This is a genomic window from Cellulomonas terrae (assembly GCF_007990265.1).
GTDB lineage: Bacteria > Actinomycetota > Actinomycetes > Actinomycetales > Cellulomonadaceae > Cellulomonas > Cellulomonas terrae.
This window is the reverse complement of the sequence record NZ_BJWH01000027.1, coordinates 16,656-39,538: the sequence shown is the minus strand read 5'-3', so window position 1 is coordinate 39,538 and position 22,883 is coordinate 16,656. Positions and strand designations below refer to the sequence as shown.

The window sequence follows — 22,883 nt, the reverse complement described above, 5'->3', positions numbered from 1 at the left end:
GTCAGGCCAACGCCCCTCGGTACACCTCGATCGTGCGGTCGGCGATGGCCTCCCACGTGAAGTGGTCCTCGACCCGCCGGCGGGACGCGACGCCCCACTCGGCGGTCCGGGCGGTGTTGCCCACGACGTCGGTGAGGGCGTCGGCCAGGTCGTGCACGAACCGCTGCGGGTCCACCGGCGTGCCGGTCCCGTCCTGCAGCTGGTCGATCGGCACCAGCCGGCCGGTGACGCCGTCGTCGATGACCTCCGGGATGCCGCCGGTGGCGGTCCCCACGACCGGCAGACCGACCGCCATGGCCTCGAGGTTGACGATGCCGAGCGGCTCGTACACCGACGGGCACGCGAAGACCGTGCCGTGCATGAGGACGGCGATTAGCTCGTCGCGCGGGAGCATCTGCTCGATCCAGACCACGCCGGACCGCTTGGTGCGCAGCTGCTCGACCAGCCCGCTCACCTCCGCCATGATCTGCGGCGTGTCGGGCGCCCCGGCGCACAGCACGACCTGGACGTCGGGCGGCAGCAGCTCGACCGCGCGCAGGAAGTAGGGCAGGCCCTTCTGCCGGGTGATGCGCCCGACGAACACGACGCTCGGCCGCGACGGGTCGATGCCGAGCCGGCGCACGGTCGCTCCCGCCGCGGCGACGGCCTCGTCGCTGGTCGGACGCTGCCACTGGTCGAGGTCGATGCCGTTGTGGACCACCTTGACCAGCGCGGGGTCGACCTTGGGGTAGGCGCGCAGGATGTCCTCGCGCATGCCGCCGCTGACCGCGATGACCGCTGCGGCGCCCTCGTACGCCGTCTTCTCCGCCCAGCTCGAGAGCGCGTAGCCCCCGCCGAGCTGCTCGGCCTTCCACGGGCGCAGGGGTTCGAGGCTGTGCGCGCTGACCACGTGCGGCAGACCGTGCAGCAGACCCGCCAGGTGACCACCCAGGTTCGCGTACCAGGTGTGCGAGTGGACCAGGTCGGACGCGACACCGTCGGCGCCGACCGCACCGACCGCGTCGGCCATCTCGAGGTCGATGCCGAACGTCTGCAGCGCGGCGTTCGCGCCGGCGAGCTCGGTGGGCACGGAGTACCCGAGCACGCCCGGGGCCTCGCGCGGACCGTCGAAGCAGTGCACGCGCACGTCCAGGGTCCGTTCGAGCACGCGGGTCAGCCCCGCGACGTGGACGCCCGCCCCGCCGTAGACGTGCGGCGGGTACTCCCTGGTCAGCAGGTCGACTCGCACTTCAACCATCCCCTCGCCGACCGGCACGGACGACCGGTTCTCCCGCCGACACGCTAGCGCCTGAGCGCGTGCACGCCTCGCTGGGACCGCGTCGGGGGCCTAGGGTCGTGCCATGGCAGCGCCGCGTGTCCTCGCTATCGTCCTCGCAGGTGGGGAAGGCAAGCGCCTGATGCCCCTCACCGCCGACCGCGCCAAGCCGGCGGTGCCCTTCGGGGGGCTGTACCGGCTGATCGACTTCGCGTTGTCGAACGTCATCAACTCGCGGTACCTGCACGTCATCGTGCTCACCCAGTACAAGTCGCACAGCCTCGACCGGCACGTGTCCAAGACGTGGCGCATGTCGCCGCTCCTGGGCAACTACGTGGCCGCCGTCCCCGCGCAGCAGCGCGTCGGCAAGCACTGGTACCTGGGCAGCGCCGACGCGATCTACCAGTGCCTGAACATCATCGAGGACGAGCGCCCCGACTACGTCGTCGTGGTCGGCGCCGACCACGTGTACCGCATGGACTTCTCCCAGATGGTCGAGGCGCACATCACCTCCGGCGCCGAGTTCACGGTCGCCGCGATCCGCCAGCCGATCGAGGAGGCCGACCAGTTCGGCGTCATCGAGGTCGACCCGACGGACCCCACGCGCATCAAGGCGTTCCTCGAGAAGCCGACCGACCCGGTGGGACTGTCCGACTCCCCCGGCGAGATCCTGGCGTCGATGGGCAACTACGTCGCCAACGCGGACGCCCTCGTCGCCGCGGTGACCGCGGACGCCGAGAACGTGAGCTCGCGCCACGACATGGGCGGCGACATCGCGCCGTACTTCGTGGAGCGTGGCACCGCGGGCGTCTACGACTTCCTGCGCAACGACGTGCCCGGCTCCACTCCGCGCGACCGCGACTACTGGCGTGACGTCGGGACGATCGACGCGTTCTACGAGGCGAACATCGACCTGATCTCCATCGAGCCGGTGTTCAACCTCTACAACGACGAGTGGCCGCTCTACAGCGGCTACACGAGCCTGGCGCCGGCCAAGTTCATCCACGCGGGTGCGGGCCGGCTCGGCCATGCCGTGGACTCGGTCGTCTCCCCCGGCGTGCTGGTCTCGGGTGCGACGGTGTCCGGGTCGGTCCTCTCGCCGGGCGTCCGGCTGCACTCGTGGGCGCAGGTCACGGACTCCGTGCTCTTCGACGACGTGCACATCGGACGGTACGCCCAGGTCCACCGCGCGATCATCGACAAGAACGTCAGCGTCCCGGAACGCGTCCGCATCGGGCTGGACCACGACCACGACCGCGCACGCGGCTTGACCGTCACCGAGTCCGGCATCACCGTCGTGCCGAAGGGGACGGTCATCACGGAGTGAACGGCGGTGACGCGCGCCCGGCGCGCGGCACTACCCTCGCGTCCCGTGAGCACCTACGAGCCCCACCTCGTCGTCATGGACGTCGACTCGACGTTCATCACCGGTGAGGTCGTCGAGCTCCTCGCGGCGCACGCCGGCTCCGAGGTGCTCGTCACCGAGATCACCGAGCGGGCGATGCGCGGGGAGATCGACTTCGCGGCGTCCCTGCACGAGCGCGTCGCGACGCTCGCGGGCCTGCCGGAGTCCGTGCTGGCCGACGTGCTCGCCGCCGTGGAGCCGTCGCCGGGAGCCCGGGAGCTGGTCGCGGAGCTGGACGCCCGCGGGTGGCCGGTCGGGCTCGTCTCCGGTGGCTTCATCGAGATCGTCCGCCCCCTCGCCGCGTCGTTCGGGATCACCCTGACCCGCGCGAACGCGCTCGAGGTCGTCGACGGCCGGCTCACGGGCAAGGTCAGCGGCCCCGTGGTCGACCGGGCGGCCAAGGCGGTGGTGCTCCGCGAGTACGCCGAGACGGTCGGGATCCCGATGGAGCGCACGATCGCCATCGGGGACGGCGCCAACGACATCGACATGGTCGTGGCGGCCGGGTTCGGTATCGCCTTCAACGCCAAGCCGCTGCTGTGCGAGGCGGCCGACGCCGTCGTCCGCGACCGGCTCGACGCCGTCCTCGACCTGCCGGTCTTCCGTCCGTGACCGCGTTCGTGCCCGGCCTCGAGCTGGCGCGGACGCTCTACGACGAGGTGCGGCCGGTCCTGGTCGAGCGCGGCCTGCCGCACACCGCGGCGCTCGTCGGGCCTGGCTCGGACGTGCTGGGTCTCGACGACGCGACGTCGACCGACCACGACTGGGGCCCGCGGCTGCAGGTGCTGCTGTCGCCCGCCGACCACGCCGAGCATGCCGCTGACCTGCACGAGGAGCTGCGGCACCGGCTGCCGCCGGAGGTCGGCGGCTGGACCACCCGGGTCGCCCCGGCGGCCTCGGACGGCACCCGCGGGCTCGGCGACCCCGCCGCGACCGGCCCGGTCGACCACCGGGTCGAGGTCCTCACGCTCGACGCGCTGGTCCGCCGCGTGCTCGGCCCGGTGGACCCGGTGACGGCCGCCGACTGGCTGGTCGTCCCGCAGCAACGACTCCTCGCGCTGACCACCGGTGCCGTCTTCCACGACGACCTCGGCCTCGGCGCGGTGCGCGACAGGCTGGGCTACTACCCGCACGACGTCTGGCTGTACCAGCAGGCGTCGGCGTGGTCGGCGATCGGGCAGGACGAGCACGTCGCGCCGCGGGCGGGGATGGCGGGCGACGACCTCGGGTCGCGTCTCGTGACCGCTCGCGTGTGCCGCACCGCGGTGCAGCTCGCGTTCCTCCAGGAGCGCCGCTACGCGCCCTACGACAAGTGGCTCGGGACCGCCCTCGCGCAGATCGGGACGACCGCGCCCCTGCGGGCAGCCCTGGCGGCCGCGCTCGCCGCGCAGACGTGGGCGGACCGCCAGCACGCGCTCGCGCGGGCCCTGGTGGAGCTCGTCCGGCGGCACAACGCCCTCGGACTCACCGCGCCGCTGCCCGAGACGACGGCCGCGTTCCACGGCCGGCCGTTCGAGGTGGTCGGCGGCGCGCTGATCGCCCGCCGGCTCGCCGAGACCGTGACCGACCCGGAGGTCCGCCGCCTGGTCGAGCGACCGCTCGTCGGCGGCATCGACCTGGTCACGGCCAGCACCGACCTCACCGGCGACCTCGACCGGACCGAGGTCCTTCGCGGGCTCTACTGAGGGACCGCGAGCCTGCGCAGCGCGGCTGTCCCGGCGGCGAGCCCGTCCCAGGGGCCGACCTCCAGCAGCGACCAGCTGGCGGTCGGCACGCCGACCCGGACACGCTCGAGCGTCGCCGGGTCCGAGTCGGGACCCGCCAGCAGGACGGCCGCCTGCGACATCGTCGGCTCGTGACCGACGACGAGCACGGTCCGGGCCTCGGCGGGGACGGCCCGGACCAGCTCGACCAGCGCGCTCGACCCGGCGTAGTAGAGGTCGTCCAGGTGGCGCACCTCCGGCTCGGCGCCGAGCGACGAGCGGACGAGGTCCCACGTCTGACGTGTCCGCACGCTGCTCGAGCAGAGCACGAGGTCGGGGACGAGGTCCTCGGCCGCGAGAGCCCTCCCGACCTTGCCGGACTGCTTGCGGCCGACGAGCGCGAGCGGGCGCTGGATGTCGGGGACGTCCGGGTGCTCGGCCTTGGCATGGCGCAGCAGCAGGAGTCGCCGAGGGCCGGTCACGGACGTCACCGGCTCAGCGTCCCACTCCTCGCGTCCTGCGCCCAGGCGAGAGGTCACAGCCCCATCGCGTGGTACCCGCCGTCGACGTGCACGATCTCGCCGGTGGTCGCAGGGAACCAGTCGGAGAGCAGCGCCGCGACCGCGCGGGCCGTCGGCTCCGGGTCGAACGCGTCCCAGCCGAGCGGGGCACGCTCGGGCCAGCCGCCCTCCATGGCCTCGAAGCCGGGGATCGACTTGGCGGCCGTGGTGCGGATCGGGCCGGCGGAGACCAGGTTCACGCGGATCCCGTGAGGCCCGAGGTCACGCGCCAGGTAGCGCGACGTCGACTCGAAGGCGGCCTTGGCGACGCCCATCCAGTCGTAGACCGGCCACGCGTAGCGAGCGTCGAACGTGAGGCCGACGATGGCACCGCCCGAGCTCAGCAGCGGCTGCGTGGCGACCGCGAGGGACTTGAGCGAGTACGCGCTGACCTGCAGCGCGGTCGCGACGTCGTCCCACTCGCCGGCCAGGAAGTTGCCGCCCATGACGGACTGCGGCGCGAAGCCGATGGAGTGCACGACCCCGTCGAGCGAGTCGAAGCCCGCCTCGCGCACCCGGTCCGCGAGCGCCGCGAGGTCGTCGGCGTCGGTGACGTCGAGCTGGAGGACAGTCGCCTCCTTGGGGAGGCGGCGCGAGATCGCCTGCGTCAGCCGGAACTGGCGGCCGAACGAGGTGAGGAGCACCTCGGCGCCCTCCTGCTGGGCCAGCCGCGCCACGTGGAAGGCGATGGAGCCGTCCGTGAGGACACCGGTGACCAGGAGCTTCTTGCCGTCGAGCAGACCCATGTGCGTTCCGTTCTCGTGTCGTCGCCGTGCTGGGAGAAGAGTGTCAGTGACCCATGCCGAGGCCGCCGTCGACGGGGATGACCGCGCCGGAGATGTAGCCCGCCGCGTCCGACGCGACGAACTCGACGACGCCGGCCACCTCGTCGGGCAGCGCGAACCGGCCCAGCGGGATGGCGTCGCGGTAGGCCTTCTGCTTGTCCTCGGGGAGGGCTCGCGTCATGTCGGTGTCGATGAACCCCGGTGCGACGACGTTCGCCGTGATCGCGCGGCCGCCCAGCTCACGGGTGATCGAGCGGGCCATGCCGACGAGCGCCGACTTGGACGCCGCGTAGTTGACCTGGCCGGCCGACCCGTACAGGCCGACGACCGAGGAGATGAAGATGATGCGCCCGCGGCGCAGCCGGATCATGCCCTTGCTGGCGCGGCGCGCGCAGCGGAAGGCGCCGGTGAGGTTGACGTCCAGGACGTCGGTGAACTCCTCGTCGGTCATCCGCAGGAGCAGCTGGTCGCGCGTGACGCCGGCGTTGGCGACGAGCACCTCGACCGGGCCGTGCTCGGCCTCGATCTTCGCGAACGCCGCATCGACGCTGGCCGTGTCGCGCACGTCGCCGACGACGCCGAGGACGCCGTGCGGCAGGTCACCGGCGCGGAAGATGGTCGCGACCTTGTCGCCGTTGGCCACGAAGCGCTCCGCGATGGCGCGGCCGATGCCCCGGTTGGCGCCGGTGACCAGCACGCTGCGTGCTGTCGGCTGCTGGGCTGTGTTGTCGGAAGTCTCAGGCACGGGACACGACGCTATCCGACGATTCCTGCGCGTCGCGGCAGGGTCCGCGCCCACGTTCGTCGCGCCGTGTTGTGGGACCTGCACAACACCGCCCCTCAGCGCCACCACAGCCGAGGCGGACTAGAATCACGTGGTGAGCAGCATCCGCCGGCGTCCGGACCTCCCCTCGGAGGAGGTCCACAGCATCACCAGCGCACCCGAGCCGCTCGCCGACGACCTGGCTCGCCGGCAGAAGCGCTACCTCGTGCAGATGGGCGTCCGCATCGTCTGCTTCGCGGGTGCGGTGCTGTCCTGGGGCCGGATCCCCATGTGGGCGTCGCTGCTGCTCATCGTCGCGGCGGTCGTGCTGCCGTACTCCGCCGTCCTGTTCGCCAACGCCGGCCGCGAGCGCCGCGAGCCGGACGGGACGTTCATGACGCCGCGCGAGATCGGTCCCGGCAGCGGCAGTGCCGGCGGCATCGGCTCCTCCCCCGACGGCTCGGGCGACCGCGAGTGAGCCTGTTCGGCCCGGTCCCGGACGCCGTCGACGAGCTGGTCTGCAGCAGCCGGGGCTGCCGTGCGGAGGCGACGTGGGGACTGCTGTGGAACAACCCGAAGCTGCACACCCCGGACCGCCGCAAGGTGTGGCTGGCGTGCGACGAGCACCGTGAGCACCTGAGCCAGTTCCTCGACGTGCGCGGGTTCCTCCAGAGCGTGGTCCCTGCAGCGGATCTCGAGTCCGCCCCCCGGTCATGAGCGCGGCAGCTCGCCGCGCCACGGTCCTGGTCCTGGTCGGGGTCGTCCTCGCGGTCGTCTGCACGTTCCTCGGCCGCTGGCAGTGGGACAGGCACGTGTGGCGCGACGGCGCGATCGCCGTGGTGGAGACCAACTGGGCCGCCGACCCGGTCCCGCTCGACACGGTCCTGCCGTCCACCGACGCACCGCTCACGGACGACGACGTGTGGCAGCGGGTCACCGTCGTCGGGCGGTACGAGACCGAGGGCACTGTCCTGCTGCGCAACCGGCCCGTCGACGGCACCCCGGCCTACCACGTGCTCGTGCCGTTCGTCGTGGCGGACGCGTCCGCCGGGAGCGCCGCGGAGCCGACGCAGGCCGGCACGGTGCTGGTCGTCGACCGCGGCTGGGTCCCGCCGGGGTCGGACGGGAGCGTCGACGTCGTTCCGCCGCCCGCGCCGGAGGGCACGGTCACGCTCACCGCGCGCCTGCGTCACGACGAGCCGGCCTCGGGCCGCGACGCCCCGGCCGGGCAGGTCCAGGCGATCTCCGCCGAGCAGGTCCTCGCGGCCGGTGGCGTCGAGGGCGAGACGTTCCAGGCCTATGTCGCGATGACCGCGGAGGACCCGTCGGTTGCCCCGGTCCCCGGCACGCTCGCCGCGCCGAGCACCGACCCCGGGTCGCACCTGTCGTACGCGTTCCAGTGGTGGACCTTCGCGCTCGGCGGGCTCGTCGCGTTCTGCCTCGGTGCGCGGCGCGAGCTGCAGGACGAGCGCGCTGCCCTGGACGCGGAGGGACCACCCCCGCCGGCCGTGGCACCCGTGACGTCCGGCGGGGTCGAGCTGTGGCCCACCCGGGACACCCCGCGGCCCCGACGCGCGCCCGCTCCCGACGTCCCGCGCCGGCGCGGAGGGCGCGACGAGGACGCCGAGGACGCGCTGATCGACGCGCAGCTGGGCGAGCAGGACAGCCGTTAGGCCAGCGCGATCAGGTCCAGGTACGCCGGGCTCCACAGGTCCTCGTCGCCGTCGGGCAGCAGCAGCACCCGCTCAGGGTCGAGCGCTGCGACGGCACCCTCGTCGTGCGAGACCAGGACGACGGCCCCGGCGTAGCCGCGCAGGGCCGCGAGGATCTCCTCGCGCGACGCCGGGTCGAGGTTGTTCGTCGGCTCGTCGAGCAGCAGCACGTTGGCGCTGGAGACGACGAGCGAGGCGAGCGCGAGCCGGGTCTTCTCCCCGCCGGACAGCACGCGGGCGGGCTTGTCGGCGTCGTCGCCGGAGAACAGGAACGAGCCGAGGACGGAGCGCACCTGGGTCTCGGTGAGGTCCGGGGCCGACGACTTGAGGTTCTCGACGACCGTGCGGTCCATGTCGAGCGTCTCGTGCTCCTGCGCGTAGTAGCCGAGCTTCAGGCCGTGACCGGGGCGGACCTCGCCCGTGTCGGACTTCTCGATGCCGCCGAGGATGCGCAGCAGCGTCGTCTTGCCGGCCCCGTTGAGGCCGAGCACCACGACCTTGCTCCCCCGGTCGATCGCCAGGTCGACGTCCGTGAAGACCTCCTGCGACCCGTAGGTCTTGGAGAGCCCGGCGGCGGTGAGCGGGGTCTTGCCGCAGGCGGCCGGTTCCGGGAACCGCAGGCGGGCGACCTTGTCGGACGCGCGGACGTCCTCGAGCCCGGACAGCAGACGCTCGGCGCGACGTGCCATGTTCTGCGCGGCGACCGTCTTGGTGGCCTTGGCACGCATCTTGTCGGCCTGCGCCATGAGGGCGGAGGCCTTCTTCTCGGCGTTGGCCCGCTCGCGCCGGCGACGCTTCTCGTCGGTCTCGCGCTGCTGCAGGTACGCGTCCCAGCCGAGGGCGTACTGGTCGAGCTGCGACCGGTTGGCGTCCAGGTGGAAGACCTTGTTCACGACGGCACGCAGCAGGTCGGCGTCGTGCGAGATCACGATCAGGCCGCCCGAGTACGACTTCAGGTAGTCGCGCAGCCACATGATCGAGTCGGCGTCGAGGTGGTTGGTGGGCTCGTCGAGGAGGAGGGTCTCGACGCCCGAGAACAGGATGCGCGCGAGCTCGACCCGGCGACGCTGGCCGCCCGACAGCGTCCCGATGGTCTGGGCGAGCACCCGCTCGTCGAGGCCGAGGTTCGACGCGATGCGGTGCGCCTCGCTCTCGGCGGCGTACCCGCCTGCGGCGTTGAAGCGCGCGTCGAGCCGGGAGTACCGGTCCATCGCCTTCTCGCGGACGGCGTCGTCCTCGCTGGCCATCGCCGCCTCCGTGGTGCGCATGGCACGCACGACCTCGTCGAGGCCGCGCGCCGACAGCACGCGGTCCATCGCGAGCTGTGTGAGGTCCCCCGTGCGGGGGTCCTGCGGCAGGTAGCCGACGTCACCGGAGCGCACGATCTGGCCGCCGGTGGGCTGCGTCTCCCCCGCCAGCGTCTTGGTGAGAGTGGTCTTGCCGGCGCCGTTGCGACCGACCAGACCGATCCGGTCGCCGCCCGCGATGCGGAACGACGACTCCTCGAGCAGCACGCGTGCGCCGATGCGCAGCTCGACAGCCTGGGCAGTGATCACTTGACGGTTTCCTCCGAGTTCGCCGCGCTGGCGTTGGCCAGGGGCACAAACGCCAGCAAGTCTACTTCCGGCTAGCGTGGCGTCCGGTCGCACGGGTCCGACGGAGCACCCTGTCCTCGCGACACACTCGCCACGACGATCAAGGGGTAGCCATGACCAGCGCACCGGAGAACGAGACCGCCGCAGCACCTGTCGTCGCACTTCCTGCACCGATCGCACGGACCTCGGTCAGCACCGACGTCGCCCTGATCTCGACGTTCGCCGCGTTCATCGCGGTGTGCGCGATCCTGCCCGGGATCCCGACGCCGTCGGGCGTGCCGATCACCCTGCAGACGTTCGCCGTGATCCTGGCCGGCCTCGTCCTCGGCTGGCGCCGTGGTGGCCTGGCCGCCCTGCTCTACGTGGTCCTCGGCCTGGCCGGGCTGCCCATCTTCTCCGGTGGCGTCGGCGGGGTCGCGGTGCTGGCCGGTGCCTCCGTGGGGTACCTGCTCGCGTTCCCCTTCGGTGCTGCGCTCGCCGGGGTCTTCGGCGGGATCGCGCTGCGCACGGCTCCCCGGCTGCAGGAGTCACGGTTCGCTGCGCGTCTCGGCGACTGGGCGGTCCGCTCCGTCTCGGCCTGGCGCTACCCGCTGCTGGTCGTGGCCGGGCTGGGCGCCAGCTTCCTGACGATCCACCCGGCCGGCATCGTCGGGCTCATGGTCCGCCTCGGCATCTCCCTGCCCGAGGCGTTCGCCATCGACGTCGTGTACTGGCCCGGCGACGTGCTGAAGAACCTCGCCGCCGCCGCCGTCGCGGTCGCGATCTTCAAGGCGTTCCCCGACATGCTGCGCTCGCGTCGCTGAGCCTGCGCCGATGATCGCGCTCGACGACGTCCTCGTCACCGCCTACAGCCCCGACCCGGCCGGCGGTGCCGACCGCGTCGTCCGGCTGCTCGGGCCGGTGACCCTCGAGCTCGTCGAGCACCGGGTCGCGATCGTCGGTGCCAACGGATCCGGCAAGTCGACGCTCGCCCGGCTGCTCAACGGCCTCGTCCTGCCGTCCTCCGGCACCGTCCGCGTGGACGGGCTGGACACGGCGCGGGACGGGGCCGCGGTGCGCCGGAAGGTGGGGTTCATGTTCACCGACCCCGACGCCCAGCTCGTCATGCCGACGCCCGTCGAGGACGTCGCCCTGTCCCTGCGCCGTCTGTCGATGCCGGCCGAGGAGCGCGACGCCGCCGCACGTGCCGCGCTCGCCCGGTTCGGGCTCGCGGACCGCGCGGAGGTCCCCGTGCACGCCCTGTCCGGTGGTCAGCGGCAGCTCCTCGCGCTGGCGTCGGTGCTGGCCACCGAGCCCGCGGTCCTCGTGTGCGACGAGCCGACGACCCTGCTCGACCTGCGGTGGCGCGGCGTCGTCGACGCGCTCCTGGCGGACCTCCCCCAGCAGGTCGTGGTCGTGACGCACGACCTCGACGCCGCCCTGCAGGCCGACCGTGTGCTCGTCGTCGACGACGGGTCGGTCGTCTTCGACGGTGACCCCGCGGAGGCGGTCACCCACTACCGCGCCCTGATGCAGGTGGGCGCGTGAGCGGGCCGATCCGACCGCCGTGGGCGGGTCCGCTCGGCCTCTACCACCCGGGCACGACCGTGGTCCACCGCGCACCCGCGGGCCTCAAGCTCGCGTTCCTCGCGGCGTTCGCGATCGCGGTGGTCGCCGTCCGCGGACCGGCCTCCGCGCTCGGGTTCCTGACCGTGGCCCTGCTGGCGCAGGTCGTCGCGCGGATCCCGTGGCACCGCACCACCCGCGGCCTCGTCCCTGCTCTGGTCACCGCCGCCCTGATCGGCGCCTACCAGTGGTGGGCGCGCGGCTGGGCGACCGCCGTCGAGGTGTCCGTCGACCTCGTCGCCCTCGTCCTGCTCGGCGCCGTCGTCACGGCCACGACGCGCGCGGACACCCTGCTGGACGTCCTGGCGCGGCTCGCCCGGCCGCTGCGGCACGTCGGGCTGTCCCCCGAGACGTTCGCCCTGTCGGTCGGCCTGTTCCTGCGCACCGTCCCCGTCCTGGCGCGGATGTCGCTGGAGACCCGCGACGCCGCCCGCGCCCGCGGCCTCGACCGCGAGCCGCGCGCGGTCCTCGTGCCCGCCGCCGTCCGCATGGTCGCGCACGCGCGCGCCACCGGCGATGCCCTCGCCGCCCGGGGCCTGGGCGAAAACTGACGTTCGACGCGCGCACACGCCGTTGCGCGGCTACCGTTCCCGCGTGACATTCCAGGAGGGTGGCAGCTTCGGCGGCGGCCGCGTCCGCAAGGGCGGCGGCGGCAAGGCCGTGGCCGGCGGTGGCGCGGTCGGACTTCTGGTCCTGGTGATCTACCTGTTCACCGGGGCCGACCTCTCGGGCGTCACCGGCGCCGGCGGGGGCGAACCGCAGGTCGAGGGCACCGTCGGCGAGTGCACGGCCGAACAGGCCAACACGGACCGCGAGTGCCGGCTGAGCGGGACCATCGACTCCCTCGACACGTACTGGGGCGCGGCGATCCCCGCCGCGGGCGGCCAGTTCAGCGAGCCGGGAGTCTTCGCCTTCACCGACACCGTCTCGACCGCCTGCGGGAACGCGACGAGCGCCACCGGACCCTTCTACTGCCCGCCGGACACCACGATCTACCTCGACCTCACGTTCTTCGACCAGCTGACCCAGCTGGGCGCCGAAGACGGTCCCCTGGCCGAGCAGTACGTCATCGCCCACGAGTACGGCCACCACATCCAGAACATCACCGGCGTGATGGACGAGGCGAACCGCCAGGGCACGGGCGCGGAGTCCGACTCCGTCCGGGTCGAGCTGCAGGCCGACTGCTACGCGGGGATGTGGGCGGGCACCGCCGCCACGACCGTCGACCCGGACACCGGCGTCGCCTACCTGGACCCCATCACCCCCGCACAGCTCCAGAACGCCCTCGCCGCCGCCGCCGCGGTCGGCGACGACAACATCCAGGAGCAGTCCGGCGGTGGCGTGAACCCGGACTCGTGGACGCACGGATCGAGCGAGCAGCGCCAGCGCTGGTTCACGACGGGGTACGAGCAGCGCACTCTCGAGGCCTGCGACACGTTCGCCACCGACCAGCTCTGACCGCGGCTCACGCCCGGCGGGCGAGAGCCGAGGTCGTCCCGCGGTCCTGTCCGTGCGGGTGGTGCCGCAGAGAACGTCGAAGGTCGTGGTCAGCGTGCTGACCACGACCTTCGGACGGGCTCTCTCAGATGTTGAAGCCGAGGGCCCGCATCTGCTCGCGACCGTCGGGCGTGATCTTCTCCGGGCCCCACGGCGGCATCCACACCCAGTTGATGCGGAAGCCGTCGACGATGCCGTCGAGGGCAGAGGCCGACTGGTCCTCGATGACGTCGGTCAGCGGGCAGGCCGCCGACGTGAGCGTCATGTCGATGACCGCGGTGTTCGTCTGGTCGATGACCACGCCGTAGATCAGGCCGAGGTCGACGACGTTGATGCCGAGCTCAGGGTCGATGACGTCGCGGAGGGCCTCCTCGACGTCGGCCACCGTGGTCGGTGCAGGTGTGTCCGTGCTCATGAGCTCTCCCGTGCGCCGGTCTTGATGAGTGCGTCGGTCAGCGCCGCCCAGCCGAGCAGGGCGCACTTGATCCGCGCAGGGTACTTGGCGACGCCCGTGAAGGCGGTCGCGTCGCCGAGGGTCTCCTCGGCGTCGTCGTCGAGGCCCGCGCCGCGCGTCTGCATGAGCGCGCGGAACGTGCCGCCGATCTCGTCGACCGTGGCGAGGTCGTTGCCGACCACCAGGTCGTGCAGCACGGAGACGGAGGCCTGCGAGATGCTGCAGCCCTGACCGTCCCAGCGCACGTCCCGGATGATCACACCGCCCTCGGCAGTGTTGTCAACGTCCACCTGCAGGGTCACCTCGTCACCGCAGGTCGGGTTGACCTGGTGCGACTCGCCCGTGTGCAGGTGCAGGTCGCCGGCCACGCCCAGTCCCTTGCCGTGCGGGAACTTCGCGTGGTCGAGGATGACCTGCTGGTACAGCTGCTCCATCGATCCCGTGCTCATGACACCTCCAGACCGAAGAACGCGCGGACCCCCGTCAGTGCTTCCCGGAAGACCCCGATCTCCTCGTCGGTCGTGTAGACCGCGGCGCTCGCGCGCGTGGTCGACGCCACGCCGAACCGGCGGTGCAGGGGCTGCGCGCAGTGGTGGCCCACCCGCACGGCCACGCCGGCGTCGTCGAGCACCTGGCCGACGTCGTGCGCGTGCACCCCGTCGACGACGAACGAGACGGTCGCCAGGCGGTCGCGCGTGTCCGTCGGGCCGATGACCCGCACCCCGGGCACGGACGCGACCGCGTCGAGCAGCAGCCCTGCCAGGTGCGCCTCGTGCGCGGCGACGGCGTCCATGCCGAGCTCGTGCAGGTACGACGCGGCGGCGCCCATCCCGACGGCCTGGGACACCATCTGCGTGCCGGCCTCGAAGCGCTGCGGCGGGGGTGCGTACGTCGTCGACTCCATGGTGACGACCTCGACCATCGACCCCCCGGTGGTCACCGGCGGCATGGCCTCGAGCAGCTCGCGCCGCCCGTAGAGCGCGCCGACGCCGGTGGGTCCGAGCATCTTGTGGCCCGAGAACGCCGCGAAGTCGACGCCCAGGGCCGTCAGGTCCACCGGCAGGTGCGGGACCGACTGGCAGGCGTCCAGCACCGTCAGAGCACCCACTGCGCGGGCCCGCTCCACGAACGCGGCGACCGGCGTGATCGCCCCCGTGACGTTGGACGCGTGCGTGAACGCCAGCACCTTGGTGCGGTCGGTCACCACGGTGTCGAGCTCGTCGACGCGGATGCGCCCGTCGTCGTCCACCCCGAGCCACCGCAGGGTCGCCCCCGTGCGGACGGCGAGCTCCTGCCACGGCACGAGGTTCGCGTGGTGCTCGACCTCCGTGACCACGATCTCGTCCCCGGGCCCGAGGGCCAGCGGCCGCGCGGCCGCTCCCCCACGACCCAGCGACGCGTTCGACATCGCGTACGCGACGAGGTTGATCCCGGCCGTCGCGTTCGACGTCCAGACCAGCGACCCCGGCGACACCCCGACGAACGACGCGACCCGGTCCCGGGCGTCCTCGAACGCCTCGGTGGCCTCCTCGGCGAGCTGGTGCGCCCCCCGGTGCACGGCGGCGTTCCGCTGCGCGTAGAAGTCCTGCTCGGCGTCCAGGACGACCTCGGGCTTCTGCGAGGTGGCCCCCGAGTCGAGGTACACCAGCGGCCGCCCGCCGCGCAGGGTCCGCGACAGCAGCGGGAAGTCCGCGCGCACGGCCGCGAGCTCGGACGCGTCGAGCGTCCGGGCTGCGTCGTCGAGGGTGCTGGTCACCGTGCGCCTCAGAGGACCGGGGTGCTCGTCAGGAAGCGGTCGTAGCCCTCGTTCTCGAGGCGCTCGGCCAGCTCGGGCCCGCCCTCCTCGGCGATCTTGCCGTCGACGAAGACGTGCACGAAGTCCGGCGTGATGTAGCGCAGGATCCGCGTGTAGTGCGTGATGAGCAGGACGCCCACGTCGCCACCGGCCTTGACGCGGTTCACGCCCTCGGACACGACGCGCAGGGCGTCGACGTCCAGGCCGGAGTCCGTCTCGTCGAGGATCGCGAATGCCGGCTTGAGCAGCTCCATCTGGAGGATCTCGTGGCGCTTCTTCTCACCACCGGAGAAGCCCTCGTTGACCGAGCGCTCGGCGAACGTCGGGTCCATGCGCAGGTTGTCCATGGCGGTGCGGACGTCCTTGACCCACGAGCGCAGCGGCGGGGCCGTGCCGTCGATCGCCGTCTTCGCGGTGCGCAGGAAGTTCGAGACGCTGACGCCGGGGACCTCGACCGGGTACTGCATGGCGAGGAACAGCCCGGCGCGGGCACGCTCGTCGACGGACATCGCGAGGACGTCCGCCCCGTCGAGCGTGACCGTGCCCGAGGTGATCTGGTACTTCGGGTGGCCGGCCAGCGAGTACGCCAGCGTGGACTTGCCGGAGCCGTTCGGGCCCATGATGGCGTGGGTCTCGCCGCTGGCGACGGTCAGGTCGACGCCACGCAGGATGGGCTTGGCGCCCTCCTTCGTCTCGACGCTGACGTGCAGGTCGCGGATCTCCAGGGTGGACATGCTGTTCCTTCCAGACTTCAGAGCGGGGCGTCGACGTCGACCAGCACGCGCTGGCCGTCGACGGTCACGGGGTAGACGGGGACGGGCTGGACGGCGGGCGGCCCGGTGGGCTTGCCGGTGCGCAGGTCGAACCGCGAGCCGTGGAGCCAGCACTCGATCGTGCAGTCCTCCACCTCGCCGTCCGACAGCGAGACGGCGCCGTGCGAGCAGATGTCGCTGATGGCGTGCAGCTCACCGGCGGAGTCGCGCACCAGCGCGACCTCGACCGTGCCGTGCTCGGCCTCGAGCTCGACGCGGAGCGTGCCCTCGACGGGCACGTCCTCGTCGTAGCAGGCCAGCTGGGCGGTCATGCGCGCTCCGTGGTGACGGACACCTCGGCACCCTCGACGTGTGCGCCCTCCGACAGGGCGTCCAGCACGCTCATCGACTTCTCGAGCTCACGCTCGATGGCCACGATGAGGCGCTCCTCGATGTCCGGCACGCCGATCTCGTGGATGAGCTCCGCGAAGAAGCCGCGCACCACGAGCCGACGGGCGTCGGACTCCGGGATGCCGCGCGCGCGCAGGTAGAAGAGCTGCTCGTCGTCGAACCGGCCGGTCGCGCTGGCGTGGCCGGCGCCCTCGATGAGACCCGTCTCGATCTCGAGGTTCGGCACCGAGTCGGCGCGGGCCCCGTCCGACAGGACCAGGTTGCGGTTGAGCTCGTACGTGTCGGTGCCCTCGGCGGCCGCGCGGATGAGCACGTCACCGACCCACACCGTGTGCGCACCCTCGCCCTGCAGGGCGCCCTTGTACGTGACGCGCGAGATGCAGTTGGGCACCGCGTGGTCGACGAAGAGGCGCTGCTCCTGGTGCTGGCCCGCGTCCGCGAAGTACAGCCCGAGCATCTTCACGGTCGCACCCTCGCCGACGAACTCGGCGTCGGGCGTGATCCGGACGACGTCGCCGCCGAGCGTGACCGCGATGTGCTTGACGGTCGCGTCGCGGCCGATGCGCAGGCGGTGCGAGGAGGCGTGCACGGAGCCCTCGGCCCAGTCGTGGACCGTGACGACGGTGAGGTGCGCACCCTCGTCGGCGACGATCTCGACGGTCTCGGTGAGCGCGGCGTGACCGAGGTGGTCGATGACCACGACGGCCTGCGACAGCGCCTCGGCGTGCACGAGCAGGTGCGTCGCGCTCGGGTCGAGCGAGGCCTCGTGCGTGCCCGCACCCTCGACGCCCTCGATGCGGATCGACGTCACCTCGGAGACGACGGCCTCCTTCGGGATCGTGACGACCGTGGCGCGCGGGAACGAGGCCCACGCCACGGCGGCGGTCCGGTCGCCGGGCTTGCCGGCCTGGCCGAGCCGCGCGTCGTCGCGGTCGACGATCTCGACCTGGACCTCGGGCGCCTCGACGACGGTCGTGAGCACGCCGTGGCCGCTCAGCACGCCGTCGGTGTCCGCGGCGAACAGCGGCGCGAGGCGGGCGACCGGCGCGAAGCGCCACTCCTCCTCGCGACCGTGCGGCACCGGGAAGTCGGCCACGTCGAAGGACGTGGGACGCGACGCCCGGGACGCCTCGGGGAGCGGTCCGACCCCGTGGCTGTGACTCCCGTCGGCCGTGGCCAAGCTGTGGTCGGTCGACAGGTCTGTGGTGGTCGTCATCAGCCGACGGCCCCTTCCATCTGCAGCTCGATGAGGCGGTTCAGCTCGAGGGCGTACTCCATGGGCAGCTCACGCGCGATGGGCTCGACGAACCCGCGCACGATCATCGCCATGGCCTCGGTCTCGGCCATGCCTCGGGACATCAGGTAGAACAGCTGGTCCTCGCTCACGCGCGACACGGTCGCCTCGTGGCCCATCGACACGTCGTCCTCACGGACGTCCACGTACGGGTACGTGTCGGAGCGGGAGATCTGGTCGACCAGGAGGGCGTCGCACAGCACGTTGGACGCGGAGTGGTGGGCGCCCTCGAGCACCTGCACCAAGCCGCGGTAGGACGTGCGACCGCCACCGCGGGCGACCGACTTCGAGACGATCGAGCTCGAGGTGTGCGGCGCGGCGTGCACCATCTTGGCGCCGGCGTCCTGGTGCTGGCCCGCCCCGGCGAACGCGATGGACAGCGTCTCGCCGCGCGCGTGCTCGCCCAGCAGGTAGATGGCCGGGTACTTCATCGTGACCTTGGAGCCGATGTTGCCGTCGACCCACTCCATCGTGGCGCCCTCGGCCGCGGTCGCCCGCTTGGTGACGAGGTTGTACACGTTATTCGACCAGTTCTGGATGGTCGTGTATCGGACGCGCGCGTTCTTCTTGACGATGATCTCGACGACCGCGGAGTGCAGCGAGTCGCTCGAGTACACCGGCGCTGTACAACCCTCGACGTAGTGCACGTACGAGCCCTCGTCGGCGATGATCAGCGTCCGCTCGAACTGGCCCATGTTCTCGGTGTTGATCCGGAAGTAGGCCTGCAGCGGGATCTCGACGTGCACGCCCGGCGGGACGTACACGAACGAGCCGCCCGACCAGACGGCCGTGTTGAGCGACGCGAACTTGTTGTCCCCGGGCGGGATGACCGAGCCGAAGTACTGCTCGAAGATCTCCGGGTGCTCGCGCAGCGCGGTGTCGGTGTCGAGGAAGATGACGCCCTGCTCCTCGAGCGACTCCTGGATCTGGTGGTAGACGACCTCGGACTCGTACTGCGCGGCGACGCCGGCGACGAGGCGCTGCTTCTCGGCCTCCGGGATGCCCAGGCGGTCGTACGTGCTCTTGATGTCCTCGGGCAGGTCCTCCCAGCTGGTGGCCTGCTTCTCCGTGGACCGCACGAAGTACTTGATGTTGTCGAAGTCGATGCCCGACAGGTCGGACCCCCACCAGGGCATGGGCTTCTTGTCGAACAGGCGCAGCGACTTCAGGCGCGTCTTGAGCATCCACTCGGGCTCGTTCTTGAGCGCGGAGATCTCCCGGACCTTGGCCTCCGACAGCCCACGGGTCGCGACGGACCCGGCGGTGTCGGCGTCGTGCCAGCCGTAGTTGTAGTTCCCGATGGAGGCGATGGCCTCGTCCTGGGTCATCTGCGGCGAAGCGGCCGCAGTGCTGTCGGTCTGTGCACTCATGCTGAATGTCCTTCCACGGAGAGCACGGGGTGGTGAGCGTGGGTCGAGATGGTCTGTGCGGTGGCGAGCGGGATGCTCGTGGTGCAGACGTGGCCGCCACCGGCCAACGTCGCGAGGCGTTGCACGTGCACGCCGAGGAGCCGCGAGAACGCCCGCGCCTCGGCCTCGCACAGCTGCGGGAACTCGTGCGCGACGTCCTGCACCGGGCAGTGGCCCTGGCACAGCTGCATGGCCATGCCGCCGGGCACCGGCCGCGCGGAGGCGGCGTACCCGTCGGCGGTGAGCCCGTCCGCCAGGACCCGCACGCGCTCGGCGACGTCGTCCCCCGCGGCGGCGACCGCGGCGGAGTGCCGCTCCTCCAGGTCACGGACGCGCTGCTCCGCGAAGCCCTGCACGGCCTGCGGGCCGGCGGTCTCGGCGAGGAAGCGCAGTGCCTGGCTGGCCAGCTCCGAGTAGCGGTGGGACAGCGCGGCCTGACCGCGGCTCGTCACGACGTACCGACGGGCGGGACGCCCTCGGCCCTTCGGCGCGCTGGTCCCGTCGTGCACGGCGATCTGCTCCGTGGCCTCGAGCACCCCGAGGTGGCGACGGATCCCGGCAGGTGCGAGGTCGAGCTGCGCGGCGAGCTCGGCGGCGGACACCGGGCCGGCGGCCGCGACGATCTGCAGCACGCGCTGGCGCGTCCCGGCGTCGGAGTCGGGCGCGGCGGTGTCCGAGAGGGTGCGGTCGACAGGCAGCGTCGCGTTCATGCACACCTCCGTCGGGTCGTCGTCAGGTCTCAGCGGCCGCGCACGAGAGGGGCCGCGATATTGGCAACATCCTTGTTGCCAATATCCATCCCCGCAAGCAAGGCGACCCTTCGCCCTCGCACCGGAGCGGCTGCCCGGGCGCTCTAGACTTCCCTCTCGTGCCCGCCTCCCCCGCGCTCGAGATCTCCGGGCTCGTCAAGCGCTACAGCGGCCGAGCCGTCGTCGACGGGCTCGACCTCGTCGCCCACCACGGCCAGGTGACCGCGGTGCTCGGCCCGAACGGCGCGGGCAAGACCACGACCATCGAGTGCTGCGAGGGTCTGCGGGAGCCCGACGGCGGCACCGTGCGCGTGCTCGGCCTCGACCCCGTCACACAAGCCCGCGACCTGCGTCCCCGCGTCGGCGTCATGCTCCAGGACGGCGGGCTGCCGACGGGCGTCCGGGCGCACGAGATGCTCGCGCACGTCGCCAGGATGTACGCCGACCCGCGCGACCTGGGCGAGCTGACGGAGCGCCTCGGGCTCGGGTCGTTCGCCCGCACGACCGTCCGCCGGCTCTCCGGCGGTCAGCGGCAGCGGCTCGCGCTCGCGGCGGCGGTCGTGGGCCGGCCCGAGGTCGTGTTCCTCGACGAGCCCAGCGCCGGGATGGACCCGCAGACCCGGCACGCGGTCTGGGACCTGGTCCGCGAGCTGCGCGACGAGGGCGTCGCCGTCGTGCTCACCACGCACCTGATGGACGAGGCGGAGGACCTCGCCGACCAGGTCGTCGTCGTCGACCACGGCAGGGTCATCGCCCAGGGCTCCGTCCCGGCGCTCGTCTCGTCGGCCGAGGACCGGACCCTGCGGCTCGAGACCGCCCCGGGGCTGGACCTGCACGAGGCGCTCGGCGCGGGCTTCGTCGTCAGCGAGCCTCGCGACGGCTCCTACACCGTCACGGGCGCCGTCGACCCGCACGCCGTCGCCGCCGTGACCGCCTGGCTGGCGACGAACGGCGCGCTGGCCACGCGGCTGACCGTCGGACGCCGCACCCTCGAGGACGTCTTCCTCGACCTGACCGGACGGAACCTGCGATGAGCGCCCCCGCCACCACGCGCCGGCGCGTGGCCGCCCAGACGTCGTTCGAGGCGCGCGCCATCCTGCGCAACGGCGAGCAGCTCCTGGTGACGATCATCGTGCCGGTCCTGGTCCTGGTCGGGCTCACGAAGGCCACCGGGATCGACCTCGACACCGGCGGAGCCAGCCGGATCGACTTCCTCACACCCGGCATCCTCGCGCTGGCGGTGATGACCACGTCGTTCACGTCGCAGGCGATCGCGTCGTCGTTCGACCGCCGCAACGGCGTCCTGCGGCTGCTCTCGACGACCCCGCTGGGCCGGGGCGGGCTGCTCGCGGGCAAGGTGCTCGGCGTCCTCGTCGTGGAGGTCGTCCAGGTGACCGTGATCGGCCTGACCGCACTGGTGCTCGGATGGCGCCCGGACCCCGCGGGAATCCCGCTGGCCCTGGTCGCCGTCCTCCTCGGCACCGCCGCGTTCACCTCGCTCGCGCTGCTCGTCGCGGGGACGCTCCGCGCGGAGGCGGTGCTCGCCGTCGCGAACCTGCTGTTGCTGGTCCTGGCGGTCGCGGGCGGCGTCGTCGTCCCCGCGGAGCAGCTGCCCGGACCTATGGCCCACGTCGCGCTGCTGCTGCCGTCGGGCGCGCTCGGCGAGGCGATGCGCGAGACCCTCCTGCACGGCGTCCTGCCCGCCTGGTCCGTCGTGGTCCTCGTCGCGTGGGCCGCCGCGCTCGGGTGGGGTGCGAGCCGGCTGTTCCGCTGGCACTGACCGCAACCGTGGGCCGAGGGACGCTGCGCAGGCGTCACGTTCAGATCGAGGCGTCGTCCGCCGCTGCCGCGAACGACCTGCGGATCGGTGGCGTGCCCGTCTCCGCGCCCCGCATCGACGCGCGTGGACGGCGGCCGGTCGGGCCGATCCCGCGGCCGCGCTCGCCGAGCGTCCGCGGGAGATGACGAGCGCCAGATCCGCCGGGTGCGCCGGCAGGTCGCGTGGCTCCCCCTCGTGTTCGACCCGAGCGCGTCCGCCGTCCCGCTCGGGCTCGGGCTCACCGTGCTCGCGGCGACCGGGGCCCTCGACGTCCCGCTGTGACGAGCCTCGCGGGCAGACCGGTCGGCCGCCGACGGACCGGACCGTAGGCTGGTCGACGTGAGCTCGACCCCCGCCCTCGACGCCCGCCCGTCGGCCCTGGACCGGTTCCGTGACCGGTGGACCTGGACGGCCGTCGTCGCCAACCTCGTCGGCCAGGTCCTCATCATCGTGACCGGCGGCGCCGTGCGGCTCACGGGCTCCGGTCTGGGCTGCTCGACGTGGCCCGAGTGCGAGCCGGGCGAGTTCACCCCACGGTTCCACGACGCCACGTCGATCCACCCGTTCATCGAGTTCGGCAACCGCACCGTCAGCGGCCTGCTCGTCGCCGTCGCCACGGTCGTCGCGGTGCTCGTGGTCCTCGACCGCCGCCGCCCCTGGTCGTACCGTCGCCTGGGGCTCGTGCCCGTGGTGGGCGTGCTGATCCAGGCGGTGATCGGCGGGATCACCGTCCTGGTCGACCTGCACCCCGCGATCGTCGGCGGCCACCTGCTCATCTCGATGGCCCTCGTCGCGTTCTCGACGTGGCTGCTCGTGCGCACGGGCGAGGGCGACGGTCCGCCCGTGCCGCTGGTCGACCGCACGACGCAGAACCTCGTCCGCGTCCTCGGTGTGCTCACCGTCGCGGTGCTCGTGCTCGGGGTCGTCGTCACGGGCGCCGGACCCCACTCGGGCGACGAGGAGGTCGGCTACCGGTTCGCCGTCGACCCGTGGGAGATGTCGAAGGTGCACGCCGCGTCCGTGTGGGCGTTCGTCGCGGTGCTCGTCGTCGTGCTGGTCCTGCTGCACCGGCGCGGCGTGGCGGGCACGCCCTGGACCACCGGGCTCGTGCTGCTCGCCGTGACGCTCGCCCAGGGCGCCATCGGCTACGTGCAGCTGTTCACCGGACTGCCGATCGGCCTGGTCAACCTGCACATGCTGGGCGCCGCCGTCCTCGCGTCCACGGTCACGTTCTTCGTCGGGAGCCTGCGCACGCGCGAGAGCCTGTCACCGACTTCGTCCGGTTTTCCCTGGTCGGGTGTCAGAGGTCTCTCCTAGCCT

General features: G+C 72.4%; 26 protein-coding genes. 13 read left to right on the top strand and 13 right to left on the bottom strand.

Annotation, left to right across the window (positions count from 1 at the left end):
• Nucleotide 1: 1 nt before the first annotated feature.
• Nucleotides 2–1,228, bottom strand: coding sequence for a glycogen synthase (gene glgA / locus CTE05_RS18255; RefSeq protein ID WP_146847723.1), 1,227 nt, complete (start codon nucleotides 1,226–1,228; stop codon nucleotides 2–4).
• A 112-nt stretch (nucleotides 1,229–1,340) separates the two neighbouring features.
• Here glgA and glgC point away from each other — a divergent pair, with 112 nt between their 5' ends.
• Genes glgC through CTE05_RS18240 form a run of 3 tightly spaced genes read left to right on the top strand, consistent with a single transcriptional unit; the run spans nucleotide 1,341 to nucleotide 4,345 of the window.
• Nucleotides 1,341–2,582, top strand: a complete 1,242-nt coding sequence (gene glgC / locus CTE05_RS18250) for a glucose-1-phosphate adenylyltransferase (RefSeq protein WP_146847722.1) — start codon at nucleotides 1,341–1,343, stop codon at nucleotides 2,580–2,582.
• A 45-nt stretch (nucleotides 2,583–2,627) separates the two neighbouring features.
• Entirely contained in the window at nucleotides 2,628–3,272 is a 645-nt protein-coding gene (gene serB / locus CTE05_RS18245) for a phosphoserine phosphatase SerB (protein ID WP_281286199.1), read from the top strand.
• A complete protein-coding gene (locus tag CTE05_RS18240; RefSeq protein WP_146847721.1) occupies nucleotides 3,269–4,345 on the top strand; it encodes a DUF4037 domain-containing protein in 1,077 nt (358 codons plus the stop codon). The genes serB and CTE05_RS18240 overlap by 4 nt, the downstream gene beginning before the upstream one ends.
• On the opposite strand, the gene CTE05_RS18235 is transcribed toward CTE05_RS18240, so the two are convergent.
• From CTE05_RS18235 to fabG, 3 genes are read right to left on the bottom strand one after another with little or no spacing between them, the layout of a single operon-like run.
• Nucleotides 4,339–4,854, bottom strand: a complete 516-nt coding sequence (locus CTE05_RS18235) for a SixA phosphatase family protein (RefSeq protein ID WP_146847720.1) — start codon at nucleotides 4,852–4,854, stop codon at nucleotides 4,339–4,341. The genes CTE05_RS18240 and CTE05_RS18235 overlap by 7 nt on opposite strands.
• A gap of 44 nt (nucleotides 4,855–4,898) precedes the next feature.
• Nucleotides 4,899–5,669, bottom strand: a complete 771-nt coding sequence (gene fabI / locus CTE05_RS18230) for an enoyl-ACP reductase FabI (protein WP_146847719.1) — start codon at nucleotides 5,667–5,669, stop codon at nucleotides 4,899–4,901.
• Nucleotides 5,670–5,712: 43 nt separating this feature from the next.
• The gene (gene fabG, locus CTE05_RS18225; protein WP_146847718.1) at nucleotides 5,713–6,453 is read right to left on the bottom strand and encodes a 3-oxoacyl-ACP reductase FabG; all 741 of its coding nucleotides are present in this window, start codon (nucleotides 6,451–6,453) and stop codon (nucleotides 5,713–5,715) included.
• 133 nt (nucleotides 6,454–6,586) lie between these two features.
• Between fabG and CTE05_RS18220 the strand changes: the two genes are divergently transcribed.
• From CTE05_RS18220 to CTE05_RS18210, 3 genes are read left to right on the top strand one after another with little or no spacing between them, the layout of a single operon-like run.
• Nucleotides 6,587–6,949: a DUF3099 domain-containing protein gene (locus tag CTE05_RS18220; protein WP_246123743.1), complete on the top strand. Its 363-nt coding sequence runs from the start codon at nucleotides 6,587–6,589 to the stop codon at nucleotides 6,947–6,949.
• A complete protein-coding gene (locus tag CTE05_RS18215) occupies nucleotides 6,946–7,188 on the top strand; it encodes a hypothetical protein (RefSeq protein WP_146847717.1) in 243 nt (80 codons plus the stop codon). Before CTE05_RS18220 ends, CTE05_RS18215 begins: the two co-directional genes overlap by 4 nt.
• On the top strand, nucleotides 7,185–8,144 hold the full coding sequence (locus CTE05_RS18210) for an SURF1 family cytochrome oxidase biogenesis protein (protein ID WP_146847716.1): 960 nt from the start codon (nucleotides 7,185–7,187) through the stop codon (nucleotides 8,142–8,144). Before CTE05_RS18215 ends, CTE05_RS18210 begins: the two co-directional genes overlap by 4 nt.
• Here the strand turns inward: CTE05_RS18210 and CTE05_RS18205 are convergent.
• Nucleotides 8,141–9,739, bottom strand: a complete 1,599-nt coding sequence (locus CTE05_RS18205) for an ABC-F family ATP-binding cassette domain-containing protein (RefSeq protein WP_146847715.1) — start codon at nucleotides 9,737–9,739, stop codon at nucleotides 8,141–8,143. The two genes, CTE05_RS18210 and CTE05_RS18205, sit on opposite strands and share 4 nt — an antisense overlap.
• Nucleotides 9,740–9,891: 152 nt before the next feature.
• On the opposite strand from CTE05_RS18205, the gene CTE05_RS18200 reads away from it, so the two are divergent.
• From CTE05_RS18200 to ypfJ, 4 genes are read left to right on the top strand one after another with little or no spacing between them, the layout of a single operon-like run.
• Entirely contained in the window at nucleotides 9,892–10,581 is a 690-nt protein-coding gene (locus CTE05_RS18200) for a biotin transporter BioY (RefSeq protein WP_146847714.1), read from the top strand.
• Nucleotides 10,582–10,591: 10 nt separating this feature from the next.
• On the top strand, nucleotides 10,592–11,305 hold the full coding sequence (locus tag CTE05_RS18195) for an energy-coupling factor ABC transporter ATP-binding protein (protein ID WP_146847713.1): 714 nt from the start codon (nucleotides 10,592–10,594) through the stop codon (nucleotides 11,303–11,305).
• The gene (locus CTE05_RS18190) at nucleotides 11,302–11,934 is read left to right on the top strand and encodes an energy-coupling factor transporter transmembrane component T family protein (protein WP_146847712.1); all 633 of its coding nucleotides are present in this window, start codon (nucleotides 11,302–11,304) and stop codon (nucleotides 11,932–11,934) included. The genes CTE05_RS18195 and CTE05_RS18190 overlap by 4 nt, the downstream gene beginning before the upstream one ends.
• Nucleotides 11,935–11,977: 43 nt before the next feature.
• Nucleotides 11,978–12,841, top strand: coding sequence for a KPN_02809 family neutral zinc metallopeptidase (gene ypfJ, locus CTE05_RS18185; protein ID WP_146847711.1), 864 nt, complete (start codon nucleotides 11,978–11,980; stop codon nucleotides 12,839–12,841).
• Between the two features lie 124 nt (nucleotides 12,842–12,965).
• Here the strand turns inward: ypfJ and CTE05_RS18180 are convergent, their stop codons facing one another.
• Genes CTE05_RS18180 through CTE05_RS18145 form a run of 8 tightly spaced genes read right to left on the bottom strand, consistent with a single transcriptional unit; the run spans nucleotide 12,966 to nucleotide 19,705 of the window.
• Nucleotides 12,966–13,295: a metal-sulfur cluster assembly factor gene (locus CTE05_RS18180; protein ID WP_146847710.1), complete on the bottom strand. Its 330-nt coding sequence runs from the start codon at nucleotides 13,293–13,295 to the stop codon at nucleotides 12,966–12,968.
• A complete protein-coding gene (sufU, locus tag CTE05_RS18175; RefSeq protein ID WP_186814932.1) occupies nucleotides 13,292–13,783 on the bottom strand; it encodes a Fe-S cluster assembly sulfur transfer protein SufU in 492 nt (163 codons plus the stop codon). Before sufU ends, CTE05_RS18180 begins: the two co-directional genes overlap by 4 nt.
• Nucleotides 13,780–15,090: a SufS family cysteine desulfurase gene (locus CTE05_RS18170; protein WP_146847709.1), complete on the bottom strand. Its 1,311-nt coding sequence runs from the start codon at nucleotides 15,088–15,090 to the stop codon at nucleotides 13,780–13,782. The genes sufU and CTE05_RS18170 overlap by 4 nt, the downstream gene beginning before the upstream one ends.
• Before the next feature lie 8 nt (nucleotides 15,091–15,098).
• Nucleotides 15,099–15,863 carry a Fe-S cluster assembly ATPase SufC gene (gene sufC / locus CTE05_RS18165; RefSeq protein WP_146847708.1) on the bottom strand — a complete coding sequence of 255 codons (765 nt, stop codon included), beginning with the start codon at nucleotides 15,861–15,863 and terminating at the stop codon, nucleotides 15,099–15,101.
• 17 nt (nucleotides 15,864–15,880) lie between these two features.
• Entirely contained in the window at nucleotides 15,881–16,213 is a 333-nt protein-coding gene (locus CTE05_RS18160; protein ID WP_056594479.1) for a non-heme iron oxygenase ferredoxin subunit, read from the bottom strand.
• Entirely contained in the window at nucleotides 16,210–17,508 is a 1,299-nt protein-coding gene (gene sufD, locus CTE05_RS18155) for a Fe-S cluster assembly protein SufD (protein WP_146847707.1), read from the bottom strand. The genes CTE05_RS18160 and sufD overlap by 4 nt, the downstream gene beginning before the upstream one ends.
• Complete coding sequence (gene sufB / locus CTE05_RS18150) at nucleotides 17,508–18,956, bottom strand: Fe-S cluster assembly protein SufB (protein WP_146847706.1); 1,449 nt, start codon at nucleotides 18,954–18,956, stop codon at nucleotides 17,508–17,510. Before sufB ends, sufD begins: the two co-directional genes overlap by 1 nt.
• A complete protein-coding gene (locus CTE05_RS18145; RefSeq protein ID WP_146847705.1) occupies nucleotides 18,953–19,705 on the bottom strand; it encodes a helix-turn-helix transcriptional regulator in 753 nt (250 codons plus the stop codon). The genes sufB and CTE05_RS18145 overlap by 4 nt, the downstream gene beginning before the upstream one ends.
• Nucleotides 19,706–19,863: 158 nt before the next feature.
• On the opposite strand from CTE05_RS18145, the gene CTE05_RS18140 reads away from it, so the two are divergent.
• From CTE05_RS18140 to CTE05_RS18130, 3 genes are all read left to right on the top strand, one after another.
• A complete protein-coding gene (locus CTE05_RS18140; RefSeq protein ID WP_146847704.1) occupies nucleotides 19,864–20,778 on the top strand; it encodes an ABC transporter ATP-binding protein in 915 nt (304 codons plus the stop codon).
• The gene (locus CTE05_RS18135; RefSeq protein WP_146847703.1) at nucleotides 20,775–21,524 is read left to right on the top strand and encodes an ABC transporter permease; all 750 of its coding nucleotides are present in this window, start codon (nucleotides 20,775–20,777) and stop codon (nucleotides 21,522–21,524) included. The genes CTE05_RS18140 and CTE05_RS18135 overlap by 4 nt, the downstream gene beginning before the upstream one ends.
• Before the next feature lie 378 nt (nucleotides 21,525–21,902).
• On the top strand, nucleotides 21,903–22,880 hold the full coding sequence (locus tag CTE05_RS18130; RefSeq protein WP_246123742.1) for a COX15/CtaA family protein: 978 nt from the start codon (nucleotides 21,903–21,905) through the stop codon (nucleotides 22,878–22,880).
• Nucleotides 22,881–22,883 lie beyond the last annotated feature (3 nt).